The sequence below is a fragment of the Kitasatospora cinereorecta genome (assembly GCF_024172095.1).
In the GTDB taxonomy this organism is placed as follows: Bacteria; Actinomycetota; Actinomycetes; order Streptomycetales; family Streptomycetaceae; genus Kitasatospora; species Kitasatospora cinereorecta.
In genome coordinates, this window is record NZ_JAMZDX010000003.1 from 934235 (window position 1) to 959150 (window position 24916).

Sequence of the window (24916 nt, forward strand, 5' to 3'; positions counted from 1 at the left end):
CTCAGGCGTCGTCGCGACGGGTACCGGCGCCGGTGAAGGTCTCCCGCAGCTTGCCGCCGACCGTGCCGACCCCCTCGGCCATGTCCCGCAGCAGGCCCAGCAGCGGGTCCTTGCTGTCCTTGACGGACTGCGAGTAGGAGTCGGCGGCGGCCCTCCACTGCGCGCCGACCGAGGCGTCCGGGTCGTCGCCGCGGCGCGGGTAGGCGCCGGCCATGATCGAGCGGTACTCCTCGCTCTCGGCCCACTTCTTCAGCTTGGCCACCCGCACCACCGCGAACGGGTGGGTCTGCGGCAGCACCTGCAGCAGCTTCAGCACGCCGTCGCGCAGGTCGCCCGCGCGGTCGTACTCCTCGGCCTGCTCCAGGAAGGCGTCCACGTTCATCTCGGCCAGGTAGTGGCCGCCGGCCAGCTTCATCAGGCCGCGCATCGAGGCCTGGACGTCCTGGCCGGCGAGCAGTCCGGCCCGGTCGCAGGAGAGCTCGGCCTTGCGGAACCACTCCTTGAGAGCGGTGATCAGCGCCATGATCGCCAGGTTGCCGAGCGGGATCCAGGCGATCCGGGTGGCGATGTTGGTGAGCACCAGCAGCATCGTCCGGTAGACCGCGTGCCCGGACATCGCGTGGCCGACCTCGTGGCCGATGACCGCGCGCAGCTCCTCCTCGTCCAGCAGCTCCACCAGGCCGCTGGTGACCACGATGACCGGGGTGTCCATGCCGATGCACATGGCGTTGACCGTCGGATCCTGGGTCACGTACAGGTCCGGGACCTTCTCCAGGTCGAGCACGTACGCGGCGTCCCGGACCATGTTGAACAGCTCGGGGAACTGCCGCTCCGAGGTCTTCACCGCGCCGGCCAGGTACATCAGTCGGACGCTGCGCTCGGAGACCAGGCCGGCCAGCTTCTTGAGGATGTCGTCGAATCCGCTCAGCTTGCGCAGCGCCACCAGCGCCGAGCGGTCGGCCGGGTGCTCCCAGGCCCGGGTGGAGATCTCCGGGAAGCGCTGCCGGCGCCGGCTGGGCGTGCTGCCGTCCTTGGTCATGTCGGTCATCTCTCGCGTACCTCCCTGTCGATGCCGGCACCGGCTCCCCGGCCGGCCCCCGCTGCTGATGGCTCCAACGTCCGTGGGTCCGTACTCGTCCCCGCTGTCGCGGGGGGCGCCGCCCGGAGCGGCCCGTAAGCGGGGCTACCCTGGCTGTGCCGTACGAACAAGGAGTGCCCCGATGACTGCTGCCGACCTGGTCCACCTGGCCGGACCGATCTCCGACGAGCCCGGCCCCGGGCTCTTCCTGCGGATCGTCCTGATCGCCTCCTTCGTGGGCGTCGGACTGCTGGCCTGGATCCTGCTCCGCGCCGGCAAGAAGAACTGAGGCCCCACCAGGGGTGGACGCGGAGGGCCGCCGAGCGGTTGCGGTGAGCGCCCCCGTACGATGAGCGAGCAGGCCACCGTGGCCCGCATCACTGGCCTCAGTCCACTGGTCTCCATCGAGCCGAGAAGGTCCTGCCGAGCATGAGCACTGCTGCCCTGACCGCCCTCACCCACATCGCCGAGGGCGAGGTCAACCACGACAGCCTCAACCCGTTCCTCACCGGCGGGTCCGCGCTGTTCATCCTGCTGCTGCTCCTCTTCCTGACCACCCGCTTCAACCGCGACCGCTGAGCCGGACGGGTGAGGGCCCCGCGCGGCAGCGGGGCTTTCCCCCCGGTCATCCGGGTCGCGTAAGGTGTGGCGCCATGAGAGAGCAGGCCCAGTCCGTCCGCGCGGGAGCGAAGCGACGCATCGGGGTGATGGGCGGCACCTTCGACCCGATCCATCACGGGCACCTGGTCGCCGCCAGTGAGGTCGCCAGCGCCTTCCACCTGGACGAGGTGATCTTCGTCCCGACCGGTCAGCCGTGGCAGAAGTCCGAGCGCGAGGTCTCGCCGGCCGAGGACCGCTACCTGATGACGGTCATCGCCACCGCGGAGAACCCGCAGTTCTCGGTCAGCCGGATCGACATCGACCGCCAGGGCCCCACCTACACCGTGGACACCCTGCGCGAGCTGCGCGACCTGCACCCCGACTCGGACCTGTTCTTCATCACCGGAGCCGACGCGCTGGCCCAGATCCTCTCCTGGCGCTCCTCCGAGGAACTCTTCGAGCTCGCTCACTTCATCGGCTGCACCCGGCCGGGCCATACTCTTTCGGACACCGGACTGCCGGTCGGCGGGGTCTCCCTGGTGGAGGTCCCCGCGCTGGCCATCTCCTCCACCGACTGCCGGATGCGGGTCGCCAAGGGCGAGCCCATCTGGTACCTGGTGCCGGACGGTGTGGTCCGTTACATCCACAAGCGGGCGCTCTACGCGCCGGCCCAGCCCTGATCCCTGGAGGGACGGCGTGACCGGAGACCGCAGGGGCCCCGAGGACGAGGGCTGGTTCGGCGGACAGCCCCGCCGGCAGCAGCAGCCGTACCCGCAGGAGCAGTACCAGCAGGGCTACGACCCGTACGCGCAGCAGCAGCAGCAACAGCACCAGCAGCAACAGCAGCAGTACTACCAGCAGCAGCAGCCCGGTTACCCGCCGCAGCAGGACTACTACCAGCAGCAGCCCTACGAGCAGCAGCACGCGTACGAGCAGCAGTCCTACGACCAGCAGTCGTACGAGCAGCCGCAGGCCTACTACCAGCAACAGGGCTACTACCAGCAGCAGCCGTACGAGCAGCCGCAGGCCTACTACCAGCAGCCGGCCCAGCCGGTCGCGCCCCCGGCGCCGCCGGTGCAGGCGGCGCCCCCGGTCGTGCCGCCCGCCCGGCCCGCGCCCGCGCCCGCACCCGCGGCGCCGCCGCGCCCCCGCCCGGCCGAGCCGGCGGCCGCAGTGCCGGACGAGCCGTCCGAGCAGGTCGGCGGGCGCTCGGCGCGGTCCGCGGCGGCCGCGGACTCGTACACCACGGGTGAGTTCACCTTCGTCGACGAGGAGTCCACGGACTCCGAGGACGTCATCGACTGGCTGAAGTTCGCCGAGTCGCGCAGCGAGGTGCGGGCCGAGCGCCGCCGCCGGCTGAAGAACCGGCTGATCGGCGCGGCGGTGGTGCTCGCCCTGGCGGGCGGCGCCACCGGCGGCTACCTGTGGTGGACCAAGCACGAGAGCACCTCCACGGCGCGGGCGGTCGGCGGCCGCCAGGTCAACGTGGTCCACCTGCGCGACCTGACCGGCAAGGTCACCACCGCGCTGCTGGTGGACGACGAGTCGGGCCGCAAGGGCACCGTGCTGCTGCTGCCGGACACCCTGAAGCTGCCGAGCAGCGGCGACAGCGCGACCGTCACGGTCGGCCAGGCGATGGACGCGGTGGGCCCCTCGGCGACCCGCGACGGCCTGTCCACGGTGCTCGGCGCCAAGGTGGCCGGCACCTGGCGGCTGGACACCCCGTACCTGCAGCTGCTGGTCGCCCAGCTGGGCGGGGTGCGGGTGGACGTCAATGCCGAGGTGCGGCAGGACAACAAGCCGGACGGCAAGGTGCTGGCCCAGCCCGGCAAGCAGGTGCTGCTGAACGGCGCCGCCGCCGTCGCGTACGCCACCCTGCAGGCCCAGGGGGAGGGCCGGGACGCCCAGATGGCGCGGTTCGGCCAGGTGCTGGAGGCGGTGATCCGGACCATGCCGACCGCGCTCGACCAGGCCACCGACGACGTGCACCGGATGAACTCGGTCGCCGACCCCTCGCTGCCGGAGAAGGCGCTGGCCGGCGTGCTGGCCCAGCTCGCCCAGCTGGCCAAGGACGGCCACCTGTCCACCGCGACGCTCCAGGCCCGCCCCGACGGCACCCTGGACGAGGCCACCGCCGGCGCCCAGGTCAAGGACATCCTCGGCGGCACGGTGCAGAACGCCCAGGGCACCGGCGGCACCACCCGGGTCGCGATCGTCAACGCCTCGGGCAACGACGCCGCGGGCACCTCGGCCGGGGTCCAGGTGCAGAACGCCGGCCTGGACGTGCTGCCGGCCACCAAGGCCAATCCGCAGGCGACCTCCGAGGTCCGCTACGCCGACGACGCCAAGCAGCCCGCGGCGAAGGCCCTGGCCACCAGCCTGGGACTGCCCGACAGTGCGGTGAAGAAGGTCACCGACGCGCAGAACGCGGACCTGGTGCTGGTGGTGGGCAAGGACTACCAGGTGCCGAAAACGCCGTGACAGGCATGAGACCCTGGGAGTCGTATTCGTTGTGCGACCCGGAAGAGCATCGTGACCGTCACCGACCGTAGCCAGGACCTCATCAACGTCGCCGCCCAGGCGGCGGCCGACAAGCTGGCCCACGACATCATCGCCTTCGACGTCAGCGAGGTGCTGTCGATCACCGACGCCTTCGTGATCGCGTCGGCGGCCAACGACCGCCAGGTCCGCGCCATCGCGGAGGAGATCGAGGACCAGCTCCGCGAGAAGCTCGACGCCAAGCCGGTCCGCCGGGAGGGCGAGCGCGAGGGCCGCTGGATCCTGCTGGACTACCTCGACATCGTGGTGCACGTGCAGCACTCCGAGGAGCGGTCCTTCTACTCCCTCGACCGGCTGTGGAAGGACTGCCCCGAGCTGCCGCTGCCCGAGGACGCGCTGGCCACCCGCAACCGCCCCGAGGGCGCCGTCACCGACGCCGCCGGCAATGCGGTCTCCGCCGGGGACGAGAGCTGAGCCGCGCCGCGGCCGGGCCGCGCATCGTCTTCTGGCGGCACGGCCAGACCTCGTGGAACCTGGAGTCGCGATTCCAGGGCACCACGGACATCGAGCTGACCGAGCAGGGCGTGTTCCAGGCCCGCCGGGCGGCGCGGCTGCTGGCGGGCCTCCGTCCCGACCTGCTGGTCTCCTCGGACCTCAAACGGGCCCGGCGGACGGCGCACGAGCTGGCGCGGCTCACCGGCCTGGGGGTGGACCATCACGAGGGCCTGCGGGAGACGTACGCGGGCGAGTGGCAGGGGCTGACCAACGCCGAGATCCGGGCCCGCTACCCGGAGGAGTACGAGGCGTGGTCGCGGGGTGAGCCGGTCCGCCGCGGTGGTGGCGAGCTGGCCACCGAGGTGGCCGACCGGGCCGTCCCGGTGGTGCTGGCCGCGGTCGACAAGCTGCCCGAGAACGGCACCGTCGTGGTGGTCAGCCACGGCGGCACCATCCGCACCATGATCGGACGCCTGCTGGGCATGGAGCCCGTCCAGTGGGAGCGCTTCGGCGGCCTGTCGAACTGCTGCTGGTCGGTGCTGGAACACGGCTCGCGCGGCTGGCGGCTGCTCGAGCACAACGCCGGCACCCTGCCGCAGCCGGTCATCGGCGACGAGACCTGAGGGGCGTCCGGGACGCGATTTCACAGTTCCGGCTCCGACCGGCTAGAGTCTTCCTCGTTCGCAAGCGAGGAACGCAGACCGAAAAGGAAAGCGGGAGTCGCGGAACTGCGGGGCTATAGCTCAGTTGGTAGAGCGATTGCATGGCATGCAATAGGTCAGGAGTTCGATTCTCCTTAGCTCCACTCCGCACCGATGACCGGAGTGGTCGTCAGTGTTGCGGGGCTATAGCTCAGTTGGTAGAGCGATTGCATGGCATGCAATAGGTCTGGAGTTCGATTCTCCATAGCTCCACAGCAGTTCCGCGCAGGCCGCCGCCCGAATCCGGGTGGCGGCCTCCGGTGTTTCCGGGGCTCAGTGCACGTGGTCCACGGGCGGCACCCGCTCGCCGGCCACCAGCCGCTCCATCCGCTCCCGGTCCAGCGCGCTCTCCGGCGTGTAGACCACCAGGTAGCACTCGGGCGCCGCCGGAATGGTCAGGTAGCTCGCCTCGAAGCGCAGCTCGCCCACCGCCGCGTGCCGGAACACCTTCCGGGCGTTCCGCGGCGGTGCCACCTCCTGGCGGGCCCACAGCTCGCGGAAGGCCGGGCTGGCCTCGCACAGGTCCCGCAGGAACTCCTCCCAGGCCGGCTCGCCGACGTGCCGCCCGTACCCGCCGCGCAGCACCCCGACCATCCGGGGCAGCTCCGCGTCCCGGTTGAGGAACGGGTTGCAGCAGTCCGGCACGGTGAAGGCGCACCACATCGAGTTCCGCCGCCCGCCCGGGCCCCGCGGCCGGGTCGCGCCGGGGAACAGGGCGTCGTACGCGGCGTTGTGCAGCAGGATGTCGAACCGGCCGTTGCAGATCGCGGCCGGCAGCGGACTGAGGGCGTCCAGGATCACCTGGGAGGTCCGGTCGAGGGTCGGGGAGGCCGGCCCGTCCTGCGGGGTGCGCACCTCGGCGAGCCGGAACAGGTGGTCGCGCTCGGCGGTGTCCAGCCGCAGCGTGCGGGCCACCGCCGCGAGCACCTGCTCGCTGGCGTTGATCGGCCGGCCCTGTTCGAGCCAGGTGTACCAGGTCACCCCGACCCCGGCGAGCTGCGCCACCTCCTCCCGCCGCAGGCCCGGCGTACGGCGGCGCGGCCCCGGCGGCAGCCCGACGTCCTCCGGTCGGACCCGGGCCCGGCAGGCCTTGAGGAAGGCGGACAGCTCGGCCCGCCTCTCCTGTCGCTGCTCCCGGTGCGGGCGTGCGGCCCCCTCGATCACGCTCATCCCCCCATCCTGGCGGATCGCCGCCGCGCCTGCCGGGTGCTGTCGGTACCAGGATCGGCAGGCTCTAACCACCAGTATTCGCGGGCGCGGAGGATGGATCCATGACGGACCTTCAGACCCGCCCCGCCACCCGGCGGGCCGAGCCGGCGGCGGCCGCCCGCCCCGGCCGGCTGCTCGCCCTGATCCTGACCGGCCAGCTGATGGCGGTGCTCGACGTCGCCATCGTCAACGTCGCGGTGCCCACCATCCGGACCGACCTGCACGCCTCCGGCGCCGCCCTGCAACTGGTGATCGCCGGCTACACCATCGCCTACGCGGTGCTGCTGATCACCGGCGCCCGGCTGGGCGCCCGGCACGGCTACAGCCGGGTCTTCCAGTACGGCCTGGCGGGCTTCACCGCCGCCTCGCTGGCCTGCGGGCTGGCCCCCGGCACCGGGGCGCTGATCGCCTTCCGCCTGCTCCAGGGCGTCGGCGCGGCCCTGATGGTGCCTCAGGTGATGAGCCTGGTCCAGCGGACCTTCACCGGGGCCGCCCGCACCCGGGCGCTCGGCCTGTACTCGGCCGTCCTGGCCGGCGGGATGGCGCTCGGCCAGGTGCTCGGCGGGGTGCTGGTCAGCGCCGACCTGTTCGGTACCGGCTGGCGGCCGGTCTTCCTGGTGAACGTCCCGATCGGCATCGCCCTGCTGCTCGCCGGCCGCCGACTGCTGCCCGCCACCCCGGGCGACCGGTCGCGGCGCTTCGACCTGCCGGGCCTGGTGGTGCTGGCGCTGGCGATCGGCCTGCTGGTGGTGCCGCTGGTGCTCGGCCACGAACTCGGCTGGCCCGCCTGGGGCTGGGCGATGCTCGCCGCCAGCGGCGTGCTGTTCGCCGGCTTCGCGGTGGTGGAGTGGCGGATCGCGGCCCGTGGCGGCCAGCCGCTGATCCCCGGGCGGGTGCTGCGCGCCCCGGGCCTGCTGCCCGCGGCGGTGTCGGTCTTCCTGGTGATGGCCGGCTTCGCGGGCTTCCTGTTCGCCTTCGCGCTGCACCAGCAGGCGGGCCTCGCCCACTCCGCGGTCCGCGCCGGGCTGCTCTCCGCCCCGGTCGCGGTCGGCTTCGGCCTCTCCAGCCTGCACTGGCAGCGCCTGCCGGCCAGGCTGCACGGGGCGCTGCCGGTGCTGGCGCTGGCCCTGGTCGCGCCGGCCTACCTGGCGGTGGGACTGATGCTGCGCGGGGGCGGGGAGATCGGCCTCGCCCCGGAGGCGGTGCTGGCGGCGCTGGGCCTGGTGGCCGGCTGCGCGTACAGCCCGCTGTTCGGCCGGGCCCTCGCCCGGGTCGACCCGGCGGACGCGGCGGACGCCAGCGGCGTCCTGGTCACCCTGGTCCAGCTCGGCCAGGTGGTCGGGGTGGCCGTGCTCGGCACCGTCTTCCTCAGCCGCGTCAGCTTCCCGGCCACCCCGCAGGTGTCCGGCCAGGCGCTGTGGACCACCGTCGCCGCCATCGCCGGAGCCCTGGTGCTGGCCGCCGTGTCGGCCCTGGCGACCAGCCGCGCGACCCGTTCCCGACCCCGCCCGGGCACGGCGGGAACTGATTAGGGCGCAGGCCGTCGACCGTGTACAGTTGTCGATGTCGCCGGGGGAAACGCCGGGGACAGCGACAAGGGGCTATAGCTCAGTTGGTAGAGCGATTGCATGGCATGCAATAGGTCTGGAGTTCGATTCTCCATAGCTCCACCCCAGTTCGAAGGCCGCCACCCACTCGGGTGGCGGCCTTCGGCGTTGTCCGGGAGCCGGGGGGACCTACCGGGCGCCCGACACGGGCCGCTACGGTCGTGGCATGGCCGATCTGGCGCGGAAGCGCAACGAGGAGCTGGCCCGGATACTCCACCAGCTCGGGTGGAGCCCGGAACGGCTGGCCCGCGAGGTGAGCGCGGCGCTGCCGCCGGGACTGGCGATCAGCTCGACGGCGCCGTACAAGTGGCGCGACCGCGGCATGGTGCCGCGCTCGCCGCACGACCAGACGGTCTGCGAGGTGCTCGGCCGGGCCGTCGGCATCGCCGTCACCTACGAGCAGTTGTGGGGCCAGATGGGCTCCAACCGCGGCGCCAAGGTGCTCTCGCCGCGCCTGCTGACCGACCCGTGGACGGCGGACACCGCGCAGACCGCGCTGCGCGAGGCGGGCGCGGACGCGGCGCCGGTACGGCTCACCGACCTGTTCCGCGGCGACGAGCTGGAACAGGCCGCCCGCCACTGGGCCTCCCCGCCGCCGGAGGTCACCGGCGGCGAGGGCGCGCTGCGGATCGCCGCCGAGCAGCTGGCCGACCTGCGGCTGTCGTACGACTCCAAGCAGCGCCTGGAGCGCAGCTACGGCGGCGGGCTGATCCTGGACCTGGCCAAGGCCGAGCTGGCGATGGTGGCCAAGCTGCTGGAACTCGGCTCGTACGACGAACCGCTCGGCCGGGAGTTGTACGGCGCGGCGAGCCGGCTGGCGAAGCTGGTCGGCTGGGCCAACTACGACCTGGGCAACGACGCGGCGGCGCAGCGGGCGTTCGTGGCCGCGCTGCGGGCCGCGCACGTGTCGGGCGACCCGCGGCTGGGGGTGAGCGTGGTGGGCTGCCTGGCGGTGCAGGCGACGTACAACTCCGGCGGCCGGGGCCTGGATCCGGTGGCGATGCTGTCGACCGCGCTGCGGGCGGCGGACGAGGTGCTGACGCCGCGTGAGCGCGCCCTGCAGCTGGGCCGGATCGCCCGGGCGCACGGCAGGAAGGGCGAGCAGATCAGCGCCGAGGCGGTCGCCGAGCGGGCGTTCGGGGCGCTGGACGGCTCGGAGGGGCACGTCCAGGAGCGGGCCGACCTGGAGGGCATGGTGGGGGAGGCGTACCTGTTCCTCGGTGAGCACGAGCGGGCCCGCGGGCTGCTGGCCGACGCGATCTCCGCGCTGTCGCCGGAGCGGGCCCGGGCGAAGGCGCTGCTGATGGTCCGGCTGGCGGACTCCTTCCGGCGCACCGGCGAGCGGGAGGACGCGGCGCGCACGGCGGACGAGGCGCGGCGGCTGGCGGCCGGCATGCAGTCGGCGCGGGTGGCGCGGGCGCTGCGGGAGTTCGACGCGGCGGTGCGGGTGGAGTAGCGGCGCTGCGGCGGTCCGGCATGAGCGGCGGGGCAGGCAGGGCGGCCGTGCGCGGCGGGGTGGAATAGCGCGGAGGGTGCGGTGGGGCTTGCGGTACCCTGAGCCCATGCGAACCGCGTGCCTGCTCCTTAGCCGGCCGCGCTGACCAGGACCGGCCGGATGGCCGGAGTCAGCGTGGCGACCCCTCCTGCGAGGGGTTTTTTGCTTTCCCGGACTGATTCCGCTGTTCGCGACTGACGACGATGGAGCCCTGAAGGACCATGAGCGAGACGACCCCTGCTTCCGGCGCGGCCGAGGCCGCCACCGAGCCCTTCCGCTACGGCGCCGCGCTGGCCGCCGAGATCGAGTCCCGCTGGCAGGACCTGTGGGAGAAGGAGGGGACGTTCAACGCGCCCAACCCGGCCGGTCCGCTGGCCGAGGGCGCGGACGTCACCGCCAAGCCCCACAGCTTCATCATGGACATGTTCCCGTACCCGTCCGGCTCCGGCCTGCACGTGGGCCACCCGCTGGGCTACATCGCCACCGACGTGTACGCCCGCTACCAGCGGATGACCGGCCACAACGTGCTGCACACCCTGGGCTACGACGCCTTCGGCCTGCCCGCCGAGCAGTACGCGGTCACCCACGGCATCCACCCGCGGGTCTCCACCGAGGACAACATCGCCAACATGCGGCGCCAGCTGCGCCGCCTGGGCCTGGGCCACGACTCGCGCCGCTCGATCTCCACGATCGACCCGGACTACTACCGCTGGACCCAGTGGATCTTCCTGCAGATCTTCAACTCCTGGTACGACGAGGCGGCCGGCAAGGCCCGTCCGATCGCCGAGCTGATCGCCTCCTTCGAGTCCTCCGAGCGCGAGGTCCCCGGCGGCCGTGACTGGGCGTCGCTGTCCGGCGTCGAGCGCGACGAGGTGCTGAGCGAGTACCGCCTGGCGTACGCCAAGGAGGTGCCGGTCAACTGGTGCCCCGGTCTGGGCACCGTGCTGGCCAACGAGGAGGTCACCGCGGACGGCCGCTCCGAGCGCGGCAACTTCCCGGTGTTCAAGTCCAACCTGCGCCAGTGGATGATGCGGATCACCGCCTACGCGGACCGCCTGATCGACGACCTGGACCTGCTGGACTGGCCCGAGGCGATCAAGCTGCAGCAGCGCAACTGGATCGGCCGCTCCGAGGGCGCCCGGGTGGACTTCGCCGTCGGCGAGGACAACATCACCGTCTTCACCACCCGCCCGGACACCCTGTTCGGCGCCACCTACATGGTGCTGGCCCCCGAGCACGGCCTGGTCGACACCGTCGTGCCGGCCGCCTGGCCCGCCGGCATCCCGGAGGCGTGGACCGGCGGCGCCGCCACCCCGGCCGAGGCCGTCGCCGCCTACCGCGCGACCGCCGCCGCCAAGTCGGACGTCGAGCGCCAGGTCGAGGCCAAGGTCAAGACCGGCGTCTTCACCGGCGCGTACGCGACCAACCCGGTCAGCGGCGAGCAGGTCCCGGTCTTCATCGCCGACTACGTGCTGATGGGCTACGGCACCGGCGCGATCATGGCCGTCCCGGCGCACGACCACCGCGACTTCGCCTTCGCCCGCGCCTTCGGGCTGCCGATGCGCTGCGTGGTCGAGCCCACCGACGGCCGCGGCGAGGACCCGGCCGCGTGGGACGACGCGTTCGACACCTACGACTCCGTCATCGTCAACTCCGCGCAGGGCGACCTGTCACTGGACGGCCTGCGGGTCGTCGACGCCAAGGCCCGGGTCACCGCCTGGCTGACCGAGCGCGGCATCGGCGAAGGCACCGTCAACTTCCGCCTGCGCGACTGGCTGTTCAGCCGCCAGCGGTACTGGGGCGAGCCCTTCCCGATCGTCTACGACGAGGACGGCGCGATGCACGCGCTGCCCGAGTCAATGCTGCCGGTCGAGGTCCCCGAGGTGGACGACTTCTCGCCGCACACCTACGACGCGGACGACGCCGCCTCCACCCCGAAGACCCCGCTGTCCCGCAACGAGGACTGGGTCAGCGTCGAGCTGGACCTGGGCGACGGCGTGAAGACCTACCGCCGCGAGACCAACACCATGCCCAACTGGGCGGGTTCGTGCTGGTACGAGCTGCGCTACGTCGACCCGGTCAACAGCGCGAAGGTGGTCGACCCGGCCAACGAGGCGTACTGGATGGGCCCGACCGCCGACAAGCCGGCGGGCGGCGTCGACCTGTACGTCGGCGGTGCCGAGCACGCGGTGCTGCACCTGCTGTACGCCCGCTTCTGGCACAAGGTGCTGCACGACCTGGGCCACGTCTCCTCGGTCGAGCCGTTCCACAAGCTGTTCAACCAGGGCATGATCACCGCCGACGTGTTCCGCGACGACCGGGGCTTCCCGGTGCCCGCCGCCGAGGTCGAGGAGATCGACGACGAGTTCTTCTGGAACGGCGAGAAGGTCCGCCGCGAGGCGGGCAAGATGGGCAAGTCCCTGAAGAACGCCATCGCCCCGGACGAGTTCGCCGACCAGTACGGCGCCGACACCCTGCGCCTGTACGAGATGTCGATGGGCCCGCTGGACGTCTCCCGCCCGTGGGACGCCCGCGCCGTGGTCGGCTCCTTCCGCTTCCTGCAGCGCCTGTGGCGCAACATCGTCTCGGAGACCACCGGCGAGCTGGTCGTCACCGAGGAGGAGCCGGACGAGGCCACCCTGCGCGCCCTGCACAAGACCATCGACGGCATGCGCGGCGACATGGCCGGCCTGCGCTTCAACACCGCGGTGGCCAAGGCGATCGAGCTGAACAACCACCTGGTCAAGCGCGGCTCCACGCCGCGCGCGGTGGCCGAGCAGATCGTGCTGCTGGTCGCCCCGCTGGCACCGCACGTCGCCGAGGAGCTGTGGCGCCGCCTGGGCCACGAGCAGTCCCTGGCCTTCGCCGACTACCCGGTCGCCGACCCGGCGTACGTGGTGGACGAGACGGTCACCTGCGTGGTCCAGATCAAGGGCAAGGTCAAGGCCCGTCTGGAGGTCGCCCCGTCGATCAGCGACGCCGACCTGGAGGCGCTGGCCCTGGCCGACCCGGCCGTCGTCGCGGCGATCGGCGACGCCCCGGTGCGCAAGGTCATCGCCCGCGCGCCGAAGCTGGTCAACATCGTCACGGGCTGAGCCCGGCCGCCTCGTCCCCGTCCCCGCCCCCGTCCTTGCCGACGGCCCACCGTCCTCGCTGGTGGGCACCGGCGGGGGCGGGGACAATCGAGGCAGGCGCGTGGAAGGACGATCCACGATGACCCGACGCCTGCCCGTGTGATGTCCCCGCTCTTACGGCCAGCGGAGCTGGTCGGCCGCAGCGCGGTCGCGGTGCTGCTCGGTATCGCGGCCGTGGTGCTCGCCGTGCTCGCTCCGGGCGGCCGCGCCGCAGCCGTGTCCCCTCCGGCGATCTCGCTGTCCGTCGATCCGACCCACGGCGCCGCCGGCAGTACGGCGACCGTCGGCGGCAAGGGCTACGAAAGCTGCCTGGACGTCAGCCTCTCCTGGGACGGCGGCGGCTCCGTGATCCACCCGACGGTGCAGCAGGACGGCAGCATCAGCCGCGCCTTCCCGGTACCGGCGGACGCCCCTCCCGGACCACACACCATCTGGGCCGACTGCACGTACCGGACCCTCGCCGGTGCGCCGAGCGGAGCCGGCGGAGCAAGTGGAGCCAGCGGCGCGGTCGGTGAGCGGATCGGGTCGGTTCGCTACCCGGCGTACTTCACCGTCGACGAGCCCACGTCCCAGGCCCGGCTCACCCTCTCCACCGCGCAGGGCCGCCCCGGCGACGCCGTGGACCTGGTCGGCACCGGCTTCCGGTGCGGCGGCGGGACCGTGCTGGTCAGCTGGGACGCCACCGCGCTCGGGACCCTCACCCCGGCCGGGGACGGCGGATTCCGCACCCGGGCCACCGTCCCGCGGAACGCCGCGAAGGGGCTGCACACCGTACGGGCTGCCTGCACCCAGCGGCCGGACGTCGCCGCCGCGCAGTCGTACACCGTGGTCGCCGCCGGCACCGTCACCACACCGCCCCCCACGCCCGGGCCGACCGTCTCGCCCGCCGACGGGCCGGTGCTCTCCACCGACCCGGCGCGGGGCGACGCCGGGCAGAACGTGCGCGTCACCGGCAGCCGGTTCGGCACCTGCGCCGCGGTCTCCGGCACCGTCCTGCTGTCCTGGGACGGCGCCCCGGCGGCCACCACCGTGACGGTCGGCGACGACGGCAACCTCGGGACCTCGATCGCCGTCCCCGCCGACGCGGACACCGGCTCCCACACCCTGCACGCGGCCTGCGCCGGCCTGCCCGCCGTGGCCGCGGACGCCGCCTTCACGGTCGGCGGGCAGGACGGCATGCCCGTCCTGGCCCCGGCCCTCGGCGGCGGCCTGCTGCTCGCCGGCGCGGCCGCCGTCACGCTCGGCCGGCGCCGCGGGCCGCGCTGGGCGTCCCAGCACATCGCCGCGGAACAGCGGACCGGCCGGCCGGGCGGCGTCCAGGTGGAAGAGACGGCGGTGGAGGGCGGGGACCGCACCCGGACCGTCCGGCTCCAGCCCCACCCGGACCCGGGCAGCCAGCAGTTGGAGGAGCCGGGTAGCCCTGGCGGGACCGAGGAGGAGCCGGGTAGCTCTGGCCGGACCGAGGAGGAGCCGGGTAGCTCTGGCCGGACCGAGGAGGAGCCGGGTACCCCTGGCCGGACCGAGGAGGAGAAGGACCGATGACCACGACCGCCCTCGAACCGATCACCGTGCGGGACTTCCTCTTCGACGGCGAGCGGGTCAGCCCGGTCGACGCGATCGAGCAGTCCCTGCACCAGTACGGCACGGTCGGCGCGCTGCTCGGTGGCGTCCGGCGGCTGACCGGCTCGGCCGGGCGCGCCGTCGAGCACGAGGTCGCCACCGTGACCGACGGCCTGCTCGGCCTGGACCTGCTCGATGCCGTGGCCGGCGGCTGGAGCCGCCACGCCGCCCTGCGGGCCGCCGCCCGGCGGACCAGGGACGCACCCGGCAGCGAGGAGGTGGTCGCCCTGGCCACCCACCGGATCACCTCCCGCCACCGCCCCCAGGTCGAGGTGCTGGTGGACGGAGCGCCGGTCGGCACGCTGGAGGTGGACGTGGACCTGGCGTTCGAGCTGGTCGGACTGGTCGCCGTGGTCCGCCGCGCCCGGCTCACCGCGCTCCGGACCGGGCAGTGCACCCTCGGCGGCCGTCTCGGCGTCCAGGGGCACCTGGTGACGGAGCGCAAGCGTCAGTACGACCTGCCGGGCGCGGTGCGGATGCGGGACGGCCTGCGGCTGCTGCCGTCCGAGCCGCCGCCCGGGCCCTCGTACAGTCCCGGTCCGCCGGTCGATCCGTCGGTGCGGCCGACGCAGGCGATGTGAGCGCAGGCATGGTGAAGACGGACCCTACGGCGCAGCCGCGTGGAGGCGGTCGGCGAGGGCCCGGATCCGGTCGAGCAGCTCCGGCGGCTCGTGGGCGGTGAAGGGGAAGCCCAGCATGGCGATGTGGAAGGAGAGGCCGTCGAGGGAGTTGGAGCCGGCCCGCAGCGTGCAGCTGTGGTCGTCGATCGGCTCGACCAGCGCCGAGGTCGGGGTGGTCCGGGCGGCGACCTGCGCCGCCGGGGCGTGCACGGTGAAGCGCGCCTGGTACCGGTACTGGCCGACCGCGACCTCCCAGGACGCCCAGCGCCGGACGTCCTCCTCGGGCGGCTGACGCGGCGTGAACCGCGGCCCGTGCGGCGGACGCAGCGTGATCCGGTCGACCCGGAAGTTGCGCCAGTCCGCCCGGTCCACGTCGTACCCGACCAGGTACCAGCGCGGGCCGGAGTGCACCAGCCGGTGCGGCTCCACGTCGCGGCGGCTCTCGGCGCCGTCGTGCGTGCGGTAGTCGAAGCGCAGCCGCTCGTGGGCCCGGCAGGCGGTGGCGGCGGCGGTGAGCGTCGCCGAGTCGACCGTCGGGCCGTTCGACGCCAGCGTGACCGTCGCGGCGGCCAGCGACTCGACCCGGTGGCGCAGCCGCGACGGCATCACCTGCTGCAGCTTGGCGAGCGCCCGCACCGAGGACTCCTCGATCCCGGAGATGGTGCCGCCGGCCGCAGTCCGCAGCCCCATCGCGACCGCGACCGCCTCCTCGTCGTCCAGGAGCAGCGGCGGCATCTCCGCGCCCGCGCCGAGCCGGTAGCCACCGGCCACGCCCGGGGTGGACTCCACCGGGTACCCGAGCGAGCGCAGCTTGTCGACGTCCCGCCGGACCGTCCGGACGTCCACGTCGAGCCGACCCGCGAGGTCGGGGCCGGTCCAGTCCCGGCGGACCTGGAGCAGCGAGAGCAGTCTGAGCAGTCGGGCCGAGGTCTCCAGCATGCCGTCCAGTCTGGCAGCGAACGCGGACGGTCACTGTCCGCGTTCGCGCGGGAGGGGTGGTGTGGCTCGGGGCGGCGGGGCTCCGGAGCGGTGCGGCTCGGACCGGCGTGGCTCGGAGCGGTGTGCCCCCGACCCCGAGGGCGTCCCTGATCGGACCCTGATCTCCGCCCGGGGCAGGCGCCAGAACCTCCTGCGCGTCCGACTCCCGGGCTACGGTGGAAACCCGGCAGTCGCACGAGGCCGCATCCGGCGGCCCGGAGCCGGACACGGGCGGAAGGTGGGGTCCCGATGGACGCGCTCGGTGTGGTGGTCGCGCTGGTCCTGCTGTTCGGCGTGACGCTGGTGGCCATGGCCGTGGTCGGCACCGTCAAGGCCGCCAAGGCCGTCGCCGCCAAGGTCGAGAAGCACGAGGCCAACGCCCGCCGCGTGGTCGAGAACGCGACCCTCCGGGCGAAGACCTACACCCGGCCCGGCGAGCAGGGCCGCCTCGCCGCCGTGCGGCTCACGCTGCGCACTGCCCTGGACTCCACCCGGCAGGTCCTGCAGAGCGGTCTGCCCGCGGACGAGCAGCTCACCGAGTCCCTGCAACTGCTGGCCCGGCTCGACGCCCACGCCGCCGAACTCGACGGCGAGCTGCGGATGCTCGAACGCGAGCCGGAGCCGGCCCGGCTCGCCGCCAAGCTCCCCGAACTGCGCGAGCGTGCCGAACGCATCACCCACGCCGCCGACTCGCTGCGCTGGGCCGCCCAGGACCGGATGCGGCGCTTCGCCGACGAGGAACTCGCGCGACTTGCGAAGGAGTGCGAGAACGAGGCCGGTGCGCTGCGGCACTGGACGCCGGCGAGTGCGGATGAGGGTACGGGTGCCGGTGAGGGTGTATCGGCCGGCGAGGGGGCGGGGGAGCGGAAGGCCCCGTCCGCCGACCGGGAGCGGACCGAGCAGGGCGCCGCGGGCTCGCGGCAGGGCCTGACCGCCGGCCGACCGGCCGGCGCGGAGGAGATCCTCGGACTGGCTGCCGAACCGCTCGCCCGCCTCGCCGATCGCTTCCGCAAGCCGGGCCGCCCCGGACCGGCGGCGGCCGACCGCCGGCCGTGACCGGGGGCGCGCGGGTCGTTCGGGTCGCTACCGGTGTGCGGGTGATCCGGGTCCCGAGCCTGGTGGTCCTGCCTGCGGATTCGGGTGGCCCGGCGCTGTCCTCCGGACCCGACGGGGAGTAACCTCCGGCACATGCTCGGCCACCTCGCACTTGTCACCGATTCCACGGCCTACCTGCCCCAGGACGCCGTCGACCGCCATCGGATCCGGGTGGTGCCACTGAGCGTGGTTGTCGGGGACGAGGTCCGCACCGAGGGCATCGAGATCTCGCCCAAGGACGTCGCCGAGGCGCTCCGGTCCAAGCACCGCGTCACCACCTCCCGGCCGAGCCCCGAGACCTTCGCCGCCGCCTACCGCGCCGCTGCCGAGGCGGGCGCCACCGGCATCGTGTCGGTGCACATCTCCGCCGAACTGTCCGGCACCGCGGAGGCCGCCCAACTCGCCGCCGCCGAGGTGGACATCCCGGTGCGGGTGGTCGACAGCCGACTGGTCGGGATGGCGCTGGGCGCCTGTGTGCTGGCCGCCGCCGAGGCGGCCGAGGCCGGCCACGACCTCGACGAGGTGGCCGCGGCCGCCACCCGGCAGTCCGGGCTGACCAGCGGATTCTTCTACGTCGACACCCTGGAGCACCTGCGCAGGGGCGGCCGGATCGGGACGGCGCGCGCCCTGGTGGGCTCCGCGCTGGCCGTGAAGCCGCTGCTGCACCTCTCCGGCGGCCGGATCGAGCCGCTGGAGAAGGTGCGGACGGCGTCCCGGGCGATCGCCCGGCTGGAGGAGATCGCCGTCGAGTGCGCGGGGGAGCAGGAGGTGGACATCGCCGTCCACCACCTCGCCGCCGAGGACCGCGCCGAACCGCTCGCGGAACGCCTGCGCGAGCGCGTCCCGGGCCTGCGGGAGCTGTACCTGAGCGAGGTCGGTGCCGTCATCGGCGCCCACGTCGGGCCGGGGCTGCTGGCGGTCGTCGTCTCACCGCGCTGACGAAACTCGCTCGTTCGGGCGACAGGAGTTGTCCACAGGGCCGAGTTGTCCACAGGGAGTGGACGAGTTCTGACGGAGGGTCGGGTCCGGCCGTACGGTCCTGGGCATGAAGACGCCCCTCCTTGCCCGCACCTCCCGGCGCCGGCAGACCACTGCGACCGTCCGTGACCGCCTGGCCCTCCTCCTCGCCTTCCCCGACCCGGCCGGACCTGCCGTGTCGTGCGCTCCTGCGGCGCTCCTGCCCGCCGAACCCACGGGAAGGCCACCGCCGTCGGTCGTCGACGGTCCCGCGGCAACCGATGCCCGATCGCCGTGGCCCTCGGGTGCGCCCTTGACCTCGTTCTCGCCGTTTCCCCTGCCGTCGACCGAGCCGCCGATGTCCGAACTGCCCGATCCCGACTCCGATTCCGCTGCCGATTCCCCTCCTGATCCCGCTCCTGATCCCGCTCCGAAGCGGCTTCCGCTCTTCCTCTCCCCGGCCGTCGTCCTCGACCGGCGTGCCGTCCTCGGCCTCGCCGTGCTGCTCCTGCTCGCCGTCGGCTACGGCGTTCAGCACTTCTGGCTCAGCCGTCCCCACCCCGTAGCGATCCCGGCAACCACTGCCACCACCTCAACCACCCCGGCCGAGCCCGCACCTGCCAGGGGCGGTTCCGTCCCGCCCGCCACGACCGGTTCGACCGTGGTCGTGGACATCGCGGGCAAGGTCCAGAGCCCGGGCCTGCGCACCCTGCCGGGCGGCTCCCGCGTCGCCGACGCCCTCCGGGCCGCCGGTGGACCGCTGCCCGGTACCGACACCGACTCCCTCAACCTCGCCCGGATCCTCAACGACGGCGAACAGATCCTGGTCGGCGGTCCGCCGCCCGCCGTCGGCCCGTCCACCCCCGGTGGCCCGGTCAGCCTCAACCGGGCCACCGCCGAACAGCTCGACACCCTCCCCGGCGTCGGCCCCACCCTCGCCCGACGCATCCTCCAGTACCGGCAGGACCACGGCCCGTTCCGCTCCCTCGACCAGCTTCGGCAGGTCCCCGGCATCGGCGCCCGGAAGTACGAGGACCTCAAACCGATGCTCACTCTCTGACCACCATCCGCGCCCTCGTCCCGCCCCCGTCCCGTCCCCGTCCCGTCCCCGCTCTTCGGCCGAGGGAGGTGCCGATCTGTCCACCACACCCGACTCCCGTCCGCCCACGGATCTGCGGCTGCTCCTCCCGGTCGCCGCCGCGTGGGCCGCCACCGCCGCCGTCCTCGGCGCCGACGCGCGGCACCACCCCCGACTGCTCCTGGGCGCAGCCCTGGCCGCCGTCCTGGCGCTTGTGCTGCTCGCCACGGACAACCCCCGGCACCACCTCTCCCGTCTGCTCGCCGCCGTCCTCCTCACCTCCGCCGCCGCGACCACCACCACCGTGCTGCACACAGCCGACCTCCACCAGGGGCCGATCCCCGCCCTGGCGACCGCCGCGACCACCACCACCGCCGCGACCACCGCCGCGACCACCGCCGCCGCCGCCGAACCGACCGCCGCCGAACCGACCGCCGCCGAACCGACCGCCGCCGAACCGACCGCCGCCGAACCGACCGCCACCGAGCTCACCGTCGACCTGACGGTGGCCGGGGATCCCCGGGGGCGTACGGCCCACGCCCGTGGCACCGCACCCGCCCAGGCCCTGCTCACCGTCCCCGCCGTCGTGGACCGGGTCGGGGCGACGGCGACCCACACGCCCGTCACCGTCCTGGTGCGCAGTCAGGACGCAGGTTCCTGGCGCGATCTGGTGCCGTCCACCCGCCTGCGGGCCGACGTCCGCGTCGCACCGTCCGACGATCCGTCACGGCACCCGTCCGCTGCCGCACTCCTGACCGCCCACGGTCCTCCGCACCTGCTCGCCCCGCCCGACCTTCCGCAGCGCGCTGCGGCTCGCCTCCGCAGCGGTCTGCGCGCCGCCTGCGACCACCTCCCGCCGGACACCCGCGGTCTGCTGCCCGGGCTCGTCGTCGGAGACACCTCCCGGCTCCCGGACGACCTGGCGGACGCCTTCCGGGCCACCGACCTCGGGCACCTGACCGCGGTCAGCGGCGCCAACCTCGCGATCGTCCTCACCGTCCTGCTCGGTTCGGCCGCCCGCCCCGGGACGACCACCACCGACGCCGACGGCGTGATCGGTACGGTCGGGCGCGGCGGACTGGCAGGCCGGCTCGGGCTCTCGCTCCGCACCACCGCCGCCCTCGGCACCGCACTGACCTTCGTCTTCGTCACCGTCTGCCGACCGGACCCGAGCGTGCTGCGCGCCGCCGCGACCGGACTGATCGGGCTCCTCGCGCTCGCCACCGGCCGTCCCCGCCACGGGCTGTCCGCGCTCGCCGGAGCCGTTCTCGTGCTGCTCCTGGCCGACCCGCTGCTCGCCCACTCCTACGGCTTCCTGCTCTCCTCCCTCGCCACCGCCGGGCTGCTCACCCTCGGGCCGCGCTGGACGGCCACCCTGCGGGCCCGCCGCTGGCCGCCCCACCTCGCCTCCGCGGTCGCGGCCACCGCCGCCGCCCAGGCGTTCTGCGCCCCCGTGACGATCCTGCTCGCCCCTCGGGTCAGCCTGGTCGCCCTGCCGTGCAATTTGCTCGCCGAACCCGCGGTCGCCCCGGCCACCCTGCTCGGCTTCGCCGCCCTCGCCGTCGACCCGCTCTCCCGTCCGGCGGCCCGTTTCCTCGCCGACCTCGCGGCGGTACCCGCCGGCTGGCTGGTCACCGTGGCCCGGCACGGATCGGCGCTGCCGGGCGCCGTGCTTGCCTGGCCCGGCGGACTTCCCGGTGCCCTTCTGCTGGTCGTGGTGACCGTCGCACTGTGCTGGGCCGCCCCGCACCTGTGGCCGCACCCGCGCCCGGCAGTCCGCGACAGCACCGGGCATACCCGATTCGGACGCAGGCGGCGGCGCGTCCTTGCCGTCCTCGCCGCAGTCCTGCTCGCCGCGGTACTCCTGCGGCCACCCGCCCTCACCCGGATCGCCACCGGCTGGCCCCCACCCGGCTGGCGGTTGGCGTCCTGCGACATCGGCCAGGGTGACATGACGGTGCTCCCCGTCTCCGCGGACAGCGCGGTCGTGGTGGACGCCGGCCCGGACCCGAAAGCGGCCGACGCCTGCCTGCGGGAGCTGGGCATCACCCGGATCCCGCTCCTTGTCCTGACGCACTTCCACGCCGACCACGCCGAGGGTCTGCCGGGCGTGCTCCACGGCCGGGCGGTCGGAGCGATCGAGGTCACCACCCTGGACGCGCCGCCGGGCGAGCGGGCCCGGGTGACCCACTGGGCGGCCTCCGCCCACATTCCGGTCGTCCGCGCTCACCGCGGCGAACGGCGAACGGCCGGCCCGGGCCTGTCCTGGGAGGTGATCTGGCCGGACGAGGACGCCCCGGCCGCGGACGCCCCCGGCCCCAACAACGCCAGCGTCGCACTGCTCGCCACGGTCGGCACCGGACCCGACCCGCTCCGGATCGCCCTGCTCGGTGACCTGGAGCCGGCCGCCCAGGCCGCCGTGCTCGAACGCGGACCGCCGCCCGGTCCGGTCGACGTGCTCAAGGTCGCCCACCACGGCTCGGCCAACCAGGACTGGAACCTGATGGCCGCCCTCCGGCCACGCCTGGCGCTGATCTCCTGCGGCGCGGGCAACCCCTACGGCCACCCGTCCGCGCACACGGTCACCGGCCTGCGCGCCCTGGGCGCCACCGTCCTGCGCACCGACCGGAACGGAGACATCGCCGTGCTCGGCACCCACCGGGAACTCTCCGCGGCGACCCACCCCCATCCGCCCAGAACCTGACCGGCCCCGGGCGGTGCGGGGCGGACGTCACTCCTGCTCGCGCCAGCCCTCGTTCTCGGCGGCGAGCTCGTCGAGCCGGGCCAGCAGCTCGGCCGTCCAGCCACCCTCCTCGGGAGCCTCCAGCACGACCAGCCACTGCACGTCCTCGGCGTCGTCCTCACCGGCGAGGGAGTCCCGGACGACCTCGACGTCCGACAGTTCGGACCACCGGGCGGAGAGTTCCTCCGCCACCTCCTCGGCGGCGTCGCGGTCGGGCAGGACGAGCAGCTGGCGGTCAACGTTCACGGTCACCGCACCATTGTCCCGACCGCCCGTTCGGACCGGAAGCCACCCTCCCCGTTCCGTGATCACCACAACTGCCCGACTGCATCCAGCCGCACCCGACCGCACTCGACCACAGTCAGCCGCACCCGACCGCCCTCGCGCGGCGTCGGCCTGTCGGCGCCGCGTGGGATGCTGGTACGCGATGGCCAGGAAGAGTGCACCCGACGACCTGCTCGCCCCGCTGACCGTAGTGGTCGGCCAGGAGGAGCTGCTGCTCGACCGCGCGGTCGCCGAGGTGGTGGCCGCCGCGAAGGCGGCCGATCCGGAGACCGACGTCCGCGACCTCGCTCCCGGGGCCCTCCAGCCGGGCCAGCTCGCCGAGTTGACCACACCGTCGCTCTTCGCCGAGCGCAAGGTGATCGCCGTCCGGGCCGCGCAGGACCTGTCCGCCGACTCCGTGAAGGAGATCAAGGCGTACCTGGACAGCCCGGCCGAGGAGGTCATCCTGGTGCTGGTGCACGCCGGCGGCGCCAAGGGCAAGGGCCTGCTGGACGCGGCGAAGAAGGCCGGTGCCCGCGAGGTCCAGTGCGCCAAGCTGACCAAGGCGTCCGACAAGCTCGCCTTCATCCGCAACGAGTTCCGCACCCTCGGCCGCTCGGCGAGCCCCGAGGCCTGCCAGGCCCTGCTGGACTCGCTCGGCAGCGACCTGCGCGAGCTGGCCGCCGCCTGCAGCCAGCTCACCGCCGACATCGAGGGCACCATCGACGAGACGGCGGTCGCCCGGTACTACAGCGGCCGCGCCGAGGCCACCGGCTTCGAAGTGGCCGACCTGGCCGTCACCGGCCGCGCGGCCGAGGCGCTGGAGCGCCTGCGCTGGGCCCTGGCTGTCGGCCAGCCGCCCACCGGCATCACCTACGCGCTGGCCTCCGGCGTGCGCTCGATCGGGCGCCTGGCGACGGTCGGGCGGAACATGCGTCCGGCCGACCTGGCCCGCGAACTGGGCATGCCGCCGTGGAAGGTCGACCGGGTCAGGCAGCAGATGCGCGGCTGGACGGGCGACGGCGTGGCCGCCGCACTGACCGCCATCGCCCAGGCCGACGCCGCGGTCAAGGGCGGATCCGACGACCCGGCGTACGCGCTGGAGCGGGCCGTGGTCGCCGTCGCCCGGGCCTCCCGCGCGGGCGCCCGGCAGTACTGACGGGTCCGTTCCCCCACCCCCCGCCGGGCTCAGGCCGCGCCGCCCAGCGCCCGCAGCAGCTCCCGCCCGTCGGTGAGCAGCGCCTGCCGCACCTCCTCGCGGTCCGGCGCCGTCCCCTTGCCCTCCTGGTAGGAGCCCGACCAGGAGGCGTAGAGCGTCGTCCCGCGCTGGCGGACGTACAGCACCTGGGTGACGTAGTGCCAGGTCCGGTCGGAGCGGCCGGGGTCGTCCAGGTAGCCGGTGTACGCGTCGTCGCCTAGGCCCGGCACTGCGGTGACCTGGTACTGGCGCTGCTGCAGACCGTCCCGCTGCGCCTCGAACTCGGGCCGCGGGTCGACCGCCTTGTGCAACTGGGCCTGGAGGTAGAGCGAGTAGTAGTCGCTGTCGTTGCCGGCCTTCTTGCGGTACTGGCTGCAGTACATGTCGTCCAGCGCCCGGTTGCGGGTGGTGTAGTGGTACGGCGTGCCGGACGGGGTGGGGTAGAGCCGGCCGAAGGCGTTCAGCGGGGCGGCCGCGCACAGGTCCTCGACCACCCGGTACCCGTCCGCGCCGGGGGAGGCCTGGGCCCGGTCCCGGACGATGGCGGGCACGCTCAGCACGGCCGCCGCCCACACCGCCGAGGCCACCACGGCGCCGCCGACCGCCCACAGCAACCCGCGCCCCCGGCCCTGCGGCCGCCCCCGCCCGCCCGGACCCGCTCCGCCGCCCGCTCCTGCGGCTCCCACCGCTGCCGCCGCTCCCGCTGTTCGGACCGCGGCCGGCCCGGCGGTCACCGGGACGGGCTGGTACCCGCCCACGAGGTGCGGTGGTGGAGTGGACATCGCGGACGGCCCCCGGCGGCTGGTTCGACTGGCTGACAGGTGCGTCGAACCCTATCGGTGATCGCGCCGTCGCCGTGGGTGACATTCCGGGATGGGTGGGGTCGGCCGGACGGGGCCGGAAACGACTGCTGCCCGCCCGGTGTGAACCGGACGGGCAGCAGGTGAATCTCGGAGTACCGCACCCGCGTGGCGAACGCAGGCCGCGTGCGGTACGGGGTCGTGCACCTCGTCGGGCTTCCGGGTAGAGGGCCGGAGTCGCCCGGGAGGGGTGGTCGGCGGGGTGCGGGTAGAGGGCCGCAGGTCACGCCGTCCGGGTCAGGCGCGTGAATCAGGCAGCGGTGTTGACGCGCTTGGTGATCGCCGACTTCTTGTTGGCGGCCTGGTTCTTGTGGATGATGCCCTTGCTCACGGCCTTGTCGAGGGCGCGGGAGGCGGCGCGAGCCAGCTCGGTGGCCTTCTCGGTCTCACCGGCGGCAGCGGCCTCGCGGGCCTTGCGCAGAGCGGTCTTCAGCGAGGACTTGACGGCCTTGTTGCGCAGGCGCGCCTTCTCGTTGGTCTTGTTGCGCTTGATCTGGGACTTGATGTTCGCCACGAAGGAGCCTCAGTCTGTGTGATTCAGATGCTTGAACGGGGCGCACCCGCGGCCGCGGACCAGCTGAGAGGGCATGCCGAGGGCAGGTGCAGCGCCCAACGCTACCAGGGGGTGACTGCCGGGCCCAAACCGGCAGGGCCCCGCGCCGCCACCCGCCAGGACCGCGCGCCG

The 24916-nt window shown here is 73.8% G+C and carries 22 protein-coding genes and 3 tRNA genes; 19 read left to right on the forward strand and 6 right to left on the reverse strand.

Going from position 1 to position 24916, the window contains the following annotated elements; all coding sequences use genetic code 11:
• Position 1: 1 nt before the first annotated feature.
• Positions 2 to 1048 carry a M48 family metallopeptidase gene (locus FHR36_RS17680; protein WP_253798282.1) on the reverse strand — a complete coding sequence of 349 codons (1047 nt, stop codon included), beginning with the start codon at positions 1046 to 1048 and terminating at the stop codon, positions 2 to 4.
• A 172-nt stretch (positions 1049 to 1220) separates the two neighbouring features.
• On the opposite strand from FHR36_RS17680, the gene FHR36_RS17685 reads away from it, so the two are divergent.
• The 8 genes from FHR36_RS17685 (at position 1221) to FHR36_RS17720 (ending at position 5586) form a co-directional block, all read left to right on the forward strand.
• Positions 1221 to 1367: a hypothetical protein gene (locus FHR36_RS17685; protein WP_253798283.1), complete on the forward strand. Its 147-nt coding sequence runs from the start codon at positions 1221 to 1223 to the stop codon at positions 1365 to 1367.
• A gap of 140 nt (positions 1368 to 1507) precedes the next feature.
• On the forward strand, positions 1508 to 1657 hold the full coding sequence (locus FHR36_RS17690; protein ID WP_253798285.1) for a hypothetical protein: 150 nt from the start codon (positions 1508 to 1510) through the stop codon (positions 1655 to 1657).
• A gap of 74 nt (positions 1658 to 1731) precedes the next feature.
• Entirely contained in the window at positions 1732 to 2358 is a 627-nt protein-coding gene (nadD, locus tag FHR36_RS17695) for a nicotinate-nucleotide adenylyltransferase (RefSeq protein ID WP_253798286.1), read from the forward strand.
• Positions 2359 to 2374: 16 nt separating this feature from the next.
• Entirely contained in the window at positions 2375 to 4159 is a 1785-nt protein-coding gene (locus FHR36_RS39930) for an LCP family protein (RefSeq protein WP_253798288.1), read from the forward strand.
• Positions 4160 to 4210: 51 nt separating this feature from the next.
• Positions 4211 to 4651, forward strand: a complete 441-nt coding sequence (gene rsfS / locus FHR36_RS17705) for a ribosome silencing factor (RefSeq protein WP_253798290.1) — start codon at positions 4211 to 4213, stop codon at positions 4649 to 4651.
• Positions 4648 to 5295 carry a histidine phosphatase family protein gene (locus FHR36_RS17710; protein WP_253799387.1) on the forward strand — a complete coding sequence of 216 codons (648 nt, stop codon included), beginning with the start codon at positions 4648 to 4650 and terminating at the stop codon, positions 5293 to 5295. The genes rsfS and FHR36_RS17710 overlap by 4 nt, the downstream gene beginning before the upstream one ends.
• 109 nt (positions 5296 to 5404) lie before the next feature.
• Positions 5405 to 5477 (forward strand) — tRNA-Ala (locus FHR36_RS17715).
• 36 nt (positions 5478 to 5513) lie between these two features.
• A tRNA-Ala gene (locus FHR36_RS17720) sits at positions 5514 to 5586 on the forward strand.
• A gap of 60 nt (positions 5587 to 5646) precedes the next feature.
• On the opposite strand, the gene FHR36_RS17725 is transcribed toward FHR36_RS17720, so the two are convergent.
• Positions 5647 to 6543: a helix-turn-helix transcriptional regulator gene (locus FHR36_RS17725; protein WP_253798292.1), complete on the reverse strand. Its 897-nt coding sequence runs from the start codon at positions 6541 to 6543 to the stop codon at positions 5647 to 5649.
• Between the two features lie 101 nt (positions 6544 to 6644).
• On the opposite strand from FHR36_RS17725, the gene FHR36_RS17730 reads away from it, so the two are divergent.
• The 6 genes from FHR36_RS17730 (at position 6645) to FHR36_RS17755 (ending at position 15019) form a co-directional block, all read left to right on the forward strand.
• A complete protein-coding gene (locus FHR36_RS17730; RefSeq protein ID WP_253798294.1) occupies positions 6645 to 8114 on the forward strand; it encodes an MFS transporter in 1470 nt (489 codons plus the stop codon).
• Between the two features lie 65 nt (positions 8115 to 8179).
• A tRNA-Ala gene (locus FHR36_RS17735) sits at positions 8180 to 8252 on the forward strand.
• Between the two features lie 103 nt (positions 8253 to 8355).
• Positions 8356 to 9645 (forward strand): NsdA family TPR-like regulatory protein, encoded by a 1290-nt coding sequence (locus FHR36_RS17740; protein ID WP_253798297.1) that lies wholly within the window; start codon positions 8356 to 8358, stop codon positions 9643 to 9645.
• Positions 9646 to 9905: 260 nt separating this feature from the next.
• Positions 9906 to 12779, forward strand: coding sequence for a leucine--tRNA ligase (gene leuS / locus FHR36_RS17745; protein ID WP_253798300.1), 2874 nt, complete (start codon positions 9906 to 9908; stop codon positions 12777 to 12779).
• Between the two features lie 141 nt (positions 12780 to 12920).
• Positions 12921 to 14360, forward strand: a complete 1440-nt coding sequence (locus tag FHR36_RS17750) for a hypothetical protein (protein WP_253798303.1) — start codon at positions 12921 to 12923, stop codon at positions 14358 to 14360.
• The gene (locus FHR36_RS17755) at positions 14357 to 15019 is read left to right on the forward strand and encodes a hypothetical protein (RefSeq protein ID WP_253798307.1); all 663 of its coding nucleotides are present in this window, start codon (positions 14357 to 14359) and stop codon (positions 15017 to 15019) included. Before FHR36_RS17750 ends, FHR36_RS17755 begins: the two co-directional genes overlap by 4 nt.
• Before the next feature lie 24 nt (positions 15020 to 15043).
• On the opposite strand, the gene FHR36_RS17760 is transcribed toward FHR36_RS17755, so the two are convergent.
• A complete protein-coding gene (locus tag FHR36_RS17760) occupies positions 15044 to 15997 on the reverse strand; it encodes a helix-turn-helix transcriptional regulator (protein WP_253798309.1) in 954 nt (317 codons plus the stop codon).
• 288 nt (positions 15998 to 16285) lie between these two features.
• Here FHR36_RS17760 and FHR36_RS17765 point away from each other — a divergent pair, with 288 nt between their 5' ends.
• From FHR36_RS17765 to FHR36_RS17780, 4 genes are all read left to right on the forward strand, one after another.
• Positions 16286 to 17092, forward strand: a complete 807-nt coding sequence (locus tag FHR36_RS17765) for a hypothetical protein (RefSeq protein WP_253798312.1) — start codon at positions 16286 to 16288, stop codon at positions 17090 to 17092.
• Between the two features lie 132 nt (positions 17093 to 17224).
• Positions 17225 to 18070 carry a DegV family protein gene (locus FHR36_RS17770; RefSeq protein ID WP_253798315.1) on the forward strand — a complete coding sequence of 282 codons (846 nt, stop codon included), beginning with the start codon at positions 17225 to 17227 and terminating at the stop codon, positions 18068 to 18070.
• Between the two features lie 376 nt (positions 18071 to 18446).
• The gene (locus FHR36_RS17775) at positions 18447 to 19148 is read left to right on the forward strand and encodes a ComEA family DNA-binding protein (RefSeq protein ID WP_253798317.1); all 702 of its coding nucleotides are present in this window, start codon (positions 18447 to 18449) and stop codon (positions 19146 to 19148) included.
• A 232-nt stretch (positions 19149 to 19380) separates the two neighbouring features.
• The gene (locus FHR36_RS17780) at positions 19381 to 21870 is read left to right on the forward strand and encodes a ComEC/Rec2 family competence protein (RefSeq protein ID WP_308199440.1); all 2490 of its coding nucleotides are present in this window, start codon (positions 19381 to 19383) and stop codon (positions 21868 to 21870) included.
• Positions 21871 to 21897: 27 nt separating this feature from the next.
• On the opposite strand, the gene FHR36_RS17785 is transcribed toward FHR36_RS17780, so the two are convergent.
• On the reverse strand, positions 21898 to 22155 hold the full coding sequence (locus FHR36_RS17785; protein WP_253799391.1) for a hypothetical protein: 258 nt from the start codon (positions 22153 to 22155) through the stop codon (positions 21898 to 21900).
• A gap of 181 nt (positions 22156 to 22336) precedes the next feature.
• Here FHR36_RS17785 and holA point away from each other — a divergent pair, with 181 nt between their 5' ends.
• The gene (gene holA / locus FHR36_RS17790) at positions 22337 to 23332 is read left to right on the forward strand and encodes a DNA polymerase III subunit delta (RefSeq protein WP_253798319.1); all 996 of its coding nucleotides are present in this window, start codon (positions 22337 to 22339) and stop codon (positions 23330 to 23332) included.
• 29 nt (positions 23333 to 23361) lie between these two features.
• Here the strand turns inward: holA and FHR36_RS17795 are convergent, their stop codons facing one another.
• Both FHR36_RS17795 and rpsT read right to left on the reverse strand, forming a co-directional pair.
• The gene (locus FHR36_RS17795) at positions 23362 to 23985 is read right to left on the reverse strand and encodes a hypothetical protein (RefSeq protein ID WP_253798320.1); all 624 of its coding nucleotides are present in this window, start codon (positions 23983 to 23985) and stop codon (positions 23362 to 23364) included.
• Between the two features lie 496 nt (positions 23986 to 24481).
• Positions 24482 to 24745: a 30S ribosomal protein S20 gene (gene rpsT / locus FHR36_RS17800; RefSeq protein WP_253798322.1), complete on the reverse strand. Its 264-nt coding sequence runs from the start codon at positions 24743 to 24745 to the stop codon at positions 24482 to 24484.
• Positions 24746 to 24916: the final 171 nt, after the last annotated feature.

Bases quoted from the DNA above. Each gene is read 5' to 3' on its own strand.
- FHR36_RS17680 (WP_253798282.1), bottom strand. From the start codon at position 1,048: ATGACCGACATGACCAAGGACGGCAGCACGCCCAGCCGGCGCCGGCAG.
- FHR36_RS17685 (WP_253798283.1), top strand. From the start codon at position 1,221: ATGACTGCTGCCGACCTGGTCCACCTGGCCGGACCGATCTCCGACGAG.
- FHR36_RS17690 (WP_253798285.1), top strand. From the start codon at position 1,508: ATGAGCACTGCTGCCCTGACCGCCCTCACCCACATCGCCGAGGGCGAG.
- nadD (WP_253798286.1), top strand. From the start codon at position 1,732: ATGAGAGAGCAGGCCCAGTCCGTCCGCGCGGGAGCGAAGCGACGCATC.
- FHR36_RS17725 (WP_253798292.1), bottom strand. From the start codon at position 6,543: ATGAGCGTGATCGAGGGGGCCGCACGCCCGCACCGGGAGCAGCGACAG.
- FHR36_RS17730 (WP_253798294.1), top strand. From the start codon at position 6,645: ATGACGGACCTTCAGACCCGCCCCGCCACCCGGCGGGCCGAGCCGGCG.
- FHR36_RS17740 (WP_253798297.1), top strand. From the start codon at position 8,356: ATGGCCGATCTGGCGCGGAAGCGCAACGAGGAGCTGGCCCGGATACTC.
- leuS (WP_253798300.1), top strand. From the start codon at position 9,906: ATGAGCGAGACGACCCCTGCTTCCGGCGCGGCCGAGGCCGCCACCGAG.
- FHR36_RS17750 (WP_253798303.1), top strand. From the start codon at position 12,921: ATGTCCCCGCTCTTACGGCCAGCGGAGCTGGTCGGCCGCAGCGCGGTC.
- FHR36_RS17755 (WP_253798307.1), top strand. From the start codon at position 14,357: ATGACCACGACCGCCCTCGAACCGATCACCGTGCGGGACTTCCTCTTC.
- FHR36_RS17760 (WP_253798309.1), bottom strand. From the start codon at position 15,997: ATGCTGGAGACCTCGGCCCGACTGCTCAGACTGCTCTCGCTGCTCCAG.
- FHR36_RS17765 (WP_253798312.1), top strand. From the start codon at position 16,286: ATGGACGCGCTCGGTGTGGTGGTCGCGCTGGTCCTGCTGTTCGGCGTG.
- FHR36_RS17770 (WP_253798315.1), top strand. From the start codon at position 17,225: ATGCTCGGCCACCTCGCACTTGTCACCGATTCCACGGCCTACCTGCCC.
- FHR36_RS17775 (WP_253798317.1), top strand. From the start codon at position 18,447: ATGTCCGAACTGCCCGATCCCGACTCCGATTCCGCTGCCGATTCCCCT.
- holA (WP_253798319.1), top strand. From the start codon at position 22,337: ATGGCCAGGAAGAGTGCACCCGACGACCTGCTCGCCCCGCTGACCGTA.